The sequence below is a fragment of the Methylobacterium nodulans ORS 2060 genome, from assembly GCF_000022085.1.
In the GTDB taxonomy this organism is placed as follows: Bacteria; Pseudomonadota; Alphaproteobacteria; order Rhizobiales; family Beijerinckiaceae; genus Methylobacterium; species Methylobacterium nodulans.
Genome location: NC_011892.1, coordinates 480287 through 487734, shown reverse-complemented (window position 1 = coordinate 487734; position 7448 = coordinate 480287). Strand labels below are relative to the sequence as shown.

The 7448-nt window shown below is 63.9% G+C and carries 12 protein-coding genes and 2 pseudogenes; 10 read left to right on the top strand and 4 right to left on the bottom strand.

What is annotated here, in order from left to right:
• The first annotated feature begins 41 nt into the window (after window positions 1-41).
• The 5 genes and pseudogenes from MNOD_RS47605 to MNOD_RS38485 all read left to right on the top strand — a co-directional run bounded on the left by MNOD_RS47605 (window position 42) and on the right by MNOD_RS38485 (window position 2427).
• Entirely contained in the window at window positions 42-182 is a 141-nt protein-coding gene (locus MNOD_RS47605; RefSeq protein ID WP_015934339.1) for a hypothetical protein, read from the top strand.
• Between the two features lie 89 nt (window positions 183-271).
• Window positions 272-412: pseudogene (locus MNOD_RS49710) on the top strand (recombinase family protein); the annotation flags it as partial.
• Window positions 413-545: 133 nt separating this feature from the next.
• Complete coding sequence (locus MNOD_RS38495; RefSeq protein ID WP_015934337.1) at window positions 546-995, top strand: hypothetical protein; 450 nt, start codon at window positions 546-548, stop codon at window positions 993-995.
• Between the two features lie 121 nt (window positions 996-1116).
• The gene (locus MNOD_RS38490) at window positions 1117-1548 is read left to right on the top strand and encodes a Ros/MucR family transcriptional regulator (protein ID WP_015934336.1); all 432 of its coding nucleotides are present in this window, start codon (window positions 1117-1119) and stop codon (window positions 1546-1548) included.
• A 351-nt stretch (window positions 1549-1899) separates the two neighbouring features.
• Complete coding sequence (locus MNOD_RS38485) at window positions 1900-2427, top strand: Ros/MucR family transcriptional regulator (RefSeq protein ID WP_015934335.1); 528 nt, start codon at window positions 1900-1902, stop codon at window positions 2425-2427.
• A 639-nt stretch (window positions 2428-3066) separates the two neighbouring features.
• Here the strand turns inward: MNOD_RS38485 and MNOD_RS38480 are convergent.
• Entirely contained in the window at window positions 3067-3312 is a 246-nt protein-coding gene (locus MNOD_RS38480) for a DUF4113 domain-containing protein (RefSeq protein WP_341874503.1), read from the bottom strand.
• A gap of 6 nt (window positions 3313-3318) precedes the next feature.
• Between MNOD_RS38480 and MNOD_RS45050 the strand changes: the two genes are divergently transcribed.
• From MNOD_RS45050 to MNOD_RS38470, 4 genes are all read left to right on the top strand, one after another.
• Complete coding sequence (locus tag MNOD_RS45050) at window positions 3319-3453, top strand: recombinase family protein (protein WP_083786733.1); 135 nt, start codon at window positions 3319-3321, stop codon at window positions 3451-3453.
• 12 nt (window positions 3454-3465) lie between these two features.
• Entirely contained in the window at window positions 3466-4248 is a 783-nt protein-coding gene (locus MNOD_RS38475) for a dienelactone hydrolase family protein (RefSeq protein ID WP_015934333.1), read from the top strand.
• Between the two features lie 33 nt (window positions 4249-4281).
• Window positions 4282-4437, top strand: a complete 156-nt coding sequence (locus tag MNOD_RS50205; RefSeq protein WP_015934332.1) for a recombinase family protein — start codon at window positions 4282-4284, stop codon at window positions 4435-4437.
• 100 nt (window positions 4438-4537) lie between these two features.
• Window positions 4538-4768 (top strand): hypothetical protein, encoded by a 231-nt coding sequence (locus tag MNOD_RS38470; protein ID WP_015934331.1) that lies wholly within the window; start codon window positions 4538-4540, stop codon window positions 4766-4768.
• 413 nt (window positions 4769-5181) lie between these two features.
• On the opposite strand, the gene MNOD_RS38460 is transcribed toward MNOD_RS38470, so the two are convergent.
• Both MNOD_RS38460 and MNOD_RS48540 read right to left on the bottom strand, forming a co-directional pair.
• Window positions 5182-5814, bottom strand: coding sequence for a hypothetical protein (locus MNOD_RS38460; RefSeq protein ID WP_015934330.1), 633 nt, complete (start codon window positions 5812-5814; stop codon window positions 5182-5184).
• Between the two features lie 650 nt (window positions 5815-6464).
• On the bottom strand, window positions 6465-6629 hold the full coding sequence (locus tag MNOD_RS48540) for a hypothetical protein (RefSeq protein ID WP_198157691.1): 165 nt from the start codon (window positions 6627-6629) through the stop codon (window positions 6465-6467).
• A 292-nt stretch (window positions 6630-6921) separates the two neighbouring features.
• Between MNOD_RS48540 and MNOD_RS50425 the strand changes: the two are divergent.
• Window positions 6922-7005, top strand: a pseudogene (locus MNOD_RS50425) (DUF5681 domain-containing protein); the annotation flags it as partial.
• Window positions 7006-7025: 20 nt separating this feature from the next.
• Here MNOD_RS50425 and MNOD_RS50420 read toward each other — a convergent pair.
• Window positions 7026-7376: a site-specific integrase gene (locus MNOD_RS50420; protein WP_341874507.1), complete on the bottom strand. Its 351-nt coding sequence runs from the start codon at window positions 7374-7376 to the stop codon at window positions 7026-7028.
• Window positions 7377-7448: the final 72 nt, after the last annotated feature.

Genomic DNA, 7448 nt, shown 5'->3' with positions numbered 1-7448 from the left:
AGGAGCCTATTGCGAAACATCATCGGGTTGGGAGTACTGTCATGGGCCGTCTCGTCTTCGCGCTTTTACTTGTGCTCGTCTCGACCTGGGCCGGCGCCGAAACGGTCTATCCGGGGGAATTCAAGAAGCTGACGATCATCAGGCCGGGCTCGACAGGTGACGTATCGGTCATGTCCGTATAAGAGGCTTCCCCCCGCGCAGCACTTTCAGGGAGACGAGCCCAGGCGGCAGGTCGGGCAGGCGCGGCGCGTCTACGAGGTCGGGGAAGTGGCTCTGGAAGCTCGACCGCCTCGGTCGCTCTTTCATGGAGATGATGCGCACCATCGATGACCTGCGCCGGCAGAACGTCCACTTCCGCAGCGTCACCGAGCAGTTCGACAGCGACACCGCGCACGGGCGCTTCGCCCTGCAGACACGGTGCACCATCAGTTCGCTTAGGATGGTTCAGTGATCTTCGGTTCGCTTTGAATGGTCAAGTTGGCTGTAATGAACCAGTTCCGCGCTGGTTCGCCAGGGGCATATCCATCCTGAACTGACGCGGACGCATGACTGCCGCAGCCGAGGCCGACTTCCGCTGCCTCATTCAGGCTCCAGCTGGCGGCAAGCTCCACAACACCGCGCGGCCGTACAGGGCCGCCATGCCGATCACCAACGCGCCCACCGACCCCGCCGGCCTCGTCCAGGAATGGAGCCGCGGCCTCGCCTCTCTGTCAGCCGGCCAGCCGCCGTGCCCCGGGTTTAAGCCGGACGAGTGGATCGAGACGCTCACGAACGCCCGCCGCTTCGTGGAGGACTTCGGCCTGCAAGCCGCCGAGCTGGGCTGGGACCCCCTCACGCTGTTCGGGGTGGGGCCGACGACCGGAGCGATCCGGGCGGACTTCTGCCAGCGCTGTCACATGCTGCACGACCGATCGGAGCACCAGCGACGACGCCGGTTCACATTGCTCCGCAGGAAGGCCATGGGCGACCTATTCCACGGTCCATACTCACTCTGAGTATCCAATTCGCCGTGAACCGGCCATCTTGGGCCAAATTTCTAACCTGATGATCGGCTTACGTATTGACGCAGCTTTGATCACGCTTCAGGTATGCTGTCCTTCGAAATCAGGATCTTCAATGAGCGAAGAAACTGCGGCTGGCCACATCGAGTTGGTCAGCGACATCGTTTCGGCCTACGTGTCGAAGAACAGCGTACCGCCTAGCGAGCTGCCGGCCCTCATTCAGAGCGTCTACCAGAGCCTCGGCGCCCTCGGGAGACCCGCCGAGCCGGAGCCGGTGAAGCTCACGCCTCCCGTGCCGATCAAGAAGACCGTGACGCCGGATCACATCATCAGCCTGGAGGACGGCAAGCCGTACAAGTCACTCAAGCGCCATCTGACGACGCGCGGCCTGACGCCCCAGCAGTACCGCGTGAAATGGAGTCTGCCACCGGATTACCCGATGGTGGCGGCAAACTACGCGGCGCAGCGCTCGGAACTGGCCAAGAGCATCGGGCTTGGCCGGTCGCGGCAGCAGGCTGCGCGTCCTCGTAGGACCGCCTCGAAGTAGCGGCACGAGAGAACGCCGGCTCGAGCTGGTGAGAGTTGAGCCGGCGTCAAAACAGAAGACCCGTATCTGGCGGGCTGCTAATTTTGTGACCGCACGCTCCGGACTTGCAAAATCGGTGGGACTGGGTCGGCGTAGGTAATAAGCGATAGAAGATGCAGGGATGCGGTAACCGTTATGGTTGCCGTAGCTCACCGTCTAGCGGTGATGCAACTGCGTACGTAGTTTGATGCACTGCACCGAATGCAACCTCTGGATGAGAAAGTTGCAAAAAAAAGCTGTGGGTTGTTTTCAGATCGCATTGATCATGGCTGCGGTTATTAAGACACCTGCCTCACCGCGGAGGATATGTCCATGGGTGAAGAGGCAAAATCGATCACGCTCAAGCCCGAAACCGAGACGATAGGACTAACCGCCAACATCGTTTCTGCGTACGTATCAAACAATGTCGTGCCCGCAGCCGAATTGCCCGAACTGATCGCAATAGTTGACCGGGCACTTGATGAACTCAGCAAGCCCGCTACACCTGTTGTCGAGGAAGTGCTGAAGCCGACCGCCGCCCAGATCCGGAAGTCCATCACGCCAGACCACCTCATCAGCTTCATCGACGGCAAGCCGTACAAGTCGATGAAGCGGCACCTGACCAAGAACGGCCTGACCCCTGCCGAGTACCGCCAGCAGTACGGCTTGCCGGCCAACTACCCGATGGTGGCGCCGAACTATGCGGCCCAGCGCTCCGAACTCGCCAAGAGCCTTGGGCTGGGCCAGATGCGCCGTCAGCGTGCTGCTGAGAAGCGTGCTGACACTGACGCGAAGGTGAGTGCGCCTGCGGAGCCGAAGAAGGGGCGCGGACGGCCAAAGAAGGCTGCTGCGTCGGAGTAGGGCGCGTGAGGCTGGCAAGCCTTCGTCAAGGTTCGTTGCCCTGCCGTTCACTGCGCTTTTTAGCTGACGGTTCAAGGTTGCCGCCTACTCTGCCCTCATGACTTCGGGGCTGGGAGGCAGAACCCGAGGCAGCCGGGCAACGACCCGGATCGACAGAGATCAGTCATGGAGATGGCCTTCGTGCGCTCGGCACCGACCGGCGGCGGGGCCTTCTTCTTTGGCTCGCAGATGGCACTGACGGGACTGCGGCGAGGCAACCCCCGCCCGTACACCTGGAGCAGGTTCGCGATGCTCAGCCCCGGGCAGCAATAAGTTCCATAAATGCAACACCCGGTCGCATGCCACTTTGAGCCGATTGAGTTGTGCACTGCAACATGGCACAAAGCAGATGCACCGCCGCGATGGCGTCGCGGCCGTGCCTGCCCTCCTTTGGGCGCTTCCTCCCTAGACTTCGGGCCGTTCCGCAAGGGCGGCCTTTTTTGTGTCTAGGCGCGTCGTTGACAACGAAAAGCCCGCTTGCCTGCAACCTCGCCCCCGCCTCACGTATAATCGTGCCGGTTAGGCCGGAAACGACATTTTTCTATACGGCGGCATAAGCATTCTGGCCCGATAGACTGAGCTGGTATGCTAAGGCGCCGCTTACAGTTGTGCTGTCGCGACCGGCAGCTCGGCTAGCCTTGTGTAGCGCGGCGTGCGCATCTCGAACTTCGTCGACCAGGTGCGCTTGTCCACCAAGCCCGCCCGGGCCGGCACGACAGCGCCCCGGCCGAAGCGGGCGTTGCAGGCGTCCATCGCCGCCATCAGCGCTCCGCCACGCTCCCGGTCCAGCGAGCCGAACAGTGCCCGCGGCGCGTCCACGAGCGGCACGAGGTCAGTCGTGATCACGCGGATATGCAGGCATCCGGGGCGGCATCACTCCGGCAGATTGCGACGGGGCTAAACCAGCGGGGCATCCCAACCGCACGGGGCGGAGCCAAATGGACCCCGGTTCAGGTCGCCCGCGTTCTGGCGCGGCATCATGCTTAAGGGATGATTGCCATGCCCACGCTGCCAGACTTTACGACCTTCGCGTTCACGCACGCGGGTCGCGAGCGAACCATCTACCGAAAGGGCGAAGGTCCACCGGTGTTGATCATGCATGAGGTGCCCGGGATCTCGGCCGAGGTCGTGCGGTTCGCCCGGCGTGTCGTCGACGCAGGCTTCACTGTGTTCATGCCTCGCCTGTTCGGTCCGGTGGGGGTCAAGACGACACCGGTCAACCGTGTGGCGGAGCTGCTGAGGATCTGCATCAGCCGCGAGTTCCAGGTGCTTGCAGAAAATCGGTCGAGCCCGATTGCGGACTGGCTGCGCGCGCTTGCTCGCCACATCCATGACGAGATGGACGGCCGCGGCATCGGCGTAGTCGGCATGTGCGTCACCGGCAACTTCGCGCTGACGCTCACCCTCGATCCGTGGGTCCTGGCGCCGGTTATGGGGCATCCGTCGTTGCCGCTGCCGATTACGCGCGCCAAGGCTGCCGCTGTCCACGTCACGCCCGAGACGTTCGCCAATGCGCGCCGCCGGACGACCGAGGAGGGGCTGAAGGTGCTGGGTGTGCGCTTCCACGGCGACATGCTGTTCTGTCGAGCGGCGCGGTTCGAGACCTTGCGCCGCGAACTCGGCGACGGTTTCGAGGGGATTGAGCTTCCAGCTGCATCGGCAAAGCCTCAGTTTGAGCCGCCGCACAGTGTGCTCACCATTGGCCTGATCGATCGCGAGGGCGAGCCGACGCATGAGGCCGTTGAGCGTGTGCTGCGTTTTCTCTCAGAGAGGCTGCACTAACCGCAAACCTTCGTCTGCCTGTGACACAGGCCGATGACCCACAAGTCCGCCATCGCCTACGTCCGGGCGTCGGGAGCGTCGTCTTTTCGGCAGATTGCGGCGGGCCTCAACCAGCGTGGCATCCAGACCGCGCAGGGCGGGACGTGGACAGCGATGCAGGTTAAGTGGGTGCTGGAGCGGGCTCGCTGACACACGCGAGCTGTTCGGCAAGCCGGACCTGTGTGCGCTTCGAAGGCAACCCGCTCGTAACCTCCTCTGTTGACTTGGCATGAACGAGGGAGGGTTCATCATGGCAGGCTCAAAGAGCAGCAGTTCGGACCGCCAGGAAGCTCGCGCGGTCGACTACGTCAAAACGAGCCAGGAAGCCGAGGCGGCGTTGGAGAAGAGAGCCGCTGAGATAAAAGCGAAGAAGGCTTCGCGCCGCTCGGATGCGCCAGAGACTGATGATAGCCCCAAGCGGCAGGGCGATAAGCTGGAGCACGCCCGTGATGCGGCAGCCGGATCAGGCAAGCGCAAGTAGCGCGTAGGCCAAGTGTTTCGAGAACCAGCGCCCTCCGGGGCGCTTCTTTTTTCTGGCGACCGCGGCAGGGCTCGACCCTGCACCCCTCAGCTTCGAAGGCTGAGGCTCTCTCCGGTTGAGCTACGCGGCTGACTTCGTGCGCAGGGCCACGCCGGTCGAAGCGCCTGTCGGGAACTCGATCCCCGCTCATTCCAGCACGCCCCGGATCAAGCTCGCATGCGCCACCGTAATCGGCGGCTCACGCGCGCGTGGAGGGTGCGTACTTGTCCGCGTACCAAACCGCGAACCATGCCCGGCGGCTCCGTGCATAGAGGGTGGAAACCAGCGGAAACCAAGCCGCCTCGTGCGCGCAGAATGGCCTGAAACCGGCGCTGAAACCACGAGCGCTCTTCGAACCGTAGCGGGCCGCTGCTCTATGGTTCGAGCCGCGGATTGAGCTTTTTGAGCAGCTGCCAGGAGAGAGCCGTGACCGTGGCCTCAGCCGCGCCGACCTTCGCCATCTCGCGCTCGAAGGTGGCCCAGTGCATGCCCTTGGGTTTATCGATGTAGTCACCGATCCCGTCCTTGGCGCCAAGACGGTCGCGCAGTTTGAAAGCGCGGCTGATCGCGCGGTCCGTCGGCGTCTCCCGCTGAGAGCGATAGCCGAGCCTGTAGGCTTGGCGCGAAGCGAAGGTCGAAGCCCCGTTCGGGAGGTGAAGCTTGGTAACCCGCGCTCCCGTGTGCGGGCAGATGAACCACCAGCGCCGGCCGCCGAACGGCTGGGCCGTGGTCGTCAGCTTAACCCAGTAGTCCGCCCGCTGCTTCTCGCCGTTCCAGCGCGTCGTGGTGTAGTGCAGCCGCATCCAGCCGGGCTCAGTGCCGAGATGGGCTTCGTAGCCGATGGAGCCGACCGGCGTGCCGGTGCGCGAGTTGGTCCAGACCAACGACCCGGCCCGGCTCTGGCCCGGCTGGCAGAAGCCGTCGCGCAGGAGTTTGCCGAGGTTGAGGGTCAGTCCGCTCTCGACGGTCGGCCGTCCGCCCCATCGTCCACTGCCGGTCCCGCCCATGTGCGCACCTGCCTTTTTGTCCCTCAGGATTTTGCGAAATTTCGTGGCAGGTTTTGATTTCCACGCCGCCGCTCGAAGGGACGCGGTTGCCGGTTTCCAGGGCTACCAGGGTCAGGTCGTCGGGTGTTCCACCTAGCCAATCTGTCTGGTCCCTGATGGGATGGTGGGCTGGGGAGAGAGCATAGCTTCGCCTAGCAGGGGCGAAGCCTGACTGGCCTGACAGGACGGAGCCGCCGTACGAGCCGGTCACAGATCGATGGACGAAACCCTCATCGGGGAGGCCGGGGTCAGGCGGTCGGCCTTTACTCACCGCTTCACCTCTCGCGAGGTCTGACGCGGAACCACCGGGAGGCTCATCGATCGGCCGCCCGGCTGTCTGTGGGGTCGGGGCAACCCGTTCCCACTCCTGCGGCGCAGAGCGCCACTTGCTGCCGGTGCCCTCCGGCTTGTTCTACGGCTCCCCGGATCTGGCTTGGCTAACCACCCGGACCGCAGCTCCGTCGGGGAGCGGCTATCCCTTAAGCATAGCAGTTCTAGTTAGATTCTTAATATGGACTTTGTTTGTTCCCGTACGAGGGCTCCGCCGGTCGGTCCGAGCCCTTCTTGCTCGAAGAGCCGCTCGGCCACTCGCGCGCGCATTGGAGAGCCGCTCAGCCGATATAAGGCCAAGCCCGCAGGGGGCAGCTCTTCTCCGTTGAAGGCGCCTCGCTGGTCGTCTGCTCGACAGAGGATTCGATGGCCGACAGGGCGGGAACGACGTGGCTCCACACGACCAGAACGGCACCTGCGGCGATGATCCTGATGATGTTCAGCATGGCTCGGTCTCCCTTCGCGGTCGTTGATGACCATTCGCTGAAGCAGACGTCTAAAGCTGAGCCGTTGCAGAACGATTACGTGGAATATTGCTACGCTTGAGAGATGCCGGTGATGCCGGAACCCCTAACTGCGCTGGTACCGCGCTCGACTTCTCTGGAGATGGGCGCCCCAGGCTGTTTCCTGGCAGATATCAACAGCCAATGGCCTGCTGACCATGTTGTCTGCAGACGAGCCGCTGGCGGATGTTCTACGCGATCTACAATGAACATAGCGGAGTACGAGGGTTAGCTGATGCCGGCTTCAGGCAAGCCTTTCGAGAAGGGGCGGAGCGGCAACCCGGCCGGCCGCCCCAAGGGCTCGCGCAGCAAGGCGACGCTTGCGCTGGAGGCCATCTTTCAGGGCAAGGGCGAGCAGATCAGCCGCAAGGCCATCGAGCTGACGAAGGCGACACGGTCGCGTTGCGCCTCCGGCCCGCAGCGAGTGCGCCCCGAACAACGAGGCCTCGAGGCCACCCGCACCCGCAGACCCTCCAGATCCTCCTGCAGGTCCGCGACGTCGAGGGCGACGAGCTCAGAGCGGCGAAAGGCGCCCGCGAAGCCGAGCGCCAGCAGCGCGCGATCGCGCTGGCCGGCGAGCGTCTGGGGCGTGTGCACCAGCATGGCCGAGAGCACGTCGACCGTGGCAGCCGCCTTGCGGGTCGGGACCGTGCCGATCCTGCGGCGGATCCCCTTCACGGCCGCGCGCACAGCCTCGTCCTCGGTTGGGTCCGGCAGCGTGGTGAGCTTGTGCGCATAGCGGATGGCGGCGCAGCGCCGGCC

Bases quoted from the DNA above. Each gene is read 5' to 3' on its own strand.
- MNOD_RS47605 (WP_015934339.1), top strand. From the start codon at position 42: ATGGGCCGTCTCGTCTTCGCGCTTTTACTTGTGCTCGTCTCGACCTGG.
- MNOD_RS38495 (WP_015934337.1), top strand. From the start codon at position 546: ATGACTGCCGCAGCCGAGGCCGACTTCCGCTGCCTCATTCAGGCTCCA.
- MNOD_RS38490 (WP_015934336.1), top strand. From the start codon at position 1,117: ATGAGCGAAGAAACTGCGGCTGGCCACATCGAGTTGGTCAGCGACATC.
- MNOD_RS38485 (WP_015934335.1), top strand. From the start codon at position 1,900: ATGGGTGAAGAGGCAAAATCGATCACGCTCAAGCCCGAAACCGAGACG.
- MNOD_RS45050 (WP_083786733.1), top strand. From the start codon at position 3,319: ATGCAGGCATCCGGGGCGGCATCACTCCGGCAGATTGCGACGGGGCTA.
- MNOD_RS38475 (WP_015934333.1), top strand. From the start codon at position 3,466: ATGCCCACGCTGCCAGACTTTACGACCTTCGCGTTCACGCACGCGGGT.
- MNOD_RS50205 (WP_015934332.1), top strand. From the start codon at position 4,282: ATGACCCACAAGTCCGCCATCGCCTACGTCCGGGCGTCGGGAGCGTCG.
- MNOD_RS38470 (WP_015934331.1), top strand. From the start codon at position 4,538: ATGGCAGGCTCAAAGAGCAGCAGTTCGGACCGCCAGGAAGCTCGCGCG.
- MNOD_RS38460 (WP_015934330.1), bottom strand. From the start codon at position 5,814: ATGGGCGGGACCGGCAGTGGACGATGGGGCGGACGGCCGACCGTCGAG.
- MNOD_RS48540 (WP_198157691.1), bottom strand. From the start codon at position 6,629: ATGCTGAACATCATCAGGATCATCGCCGCAGGTGCCGTTCTGGTCGTG.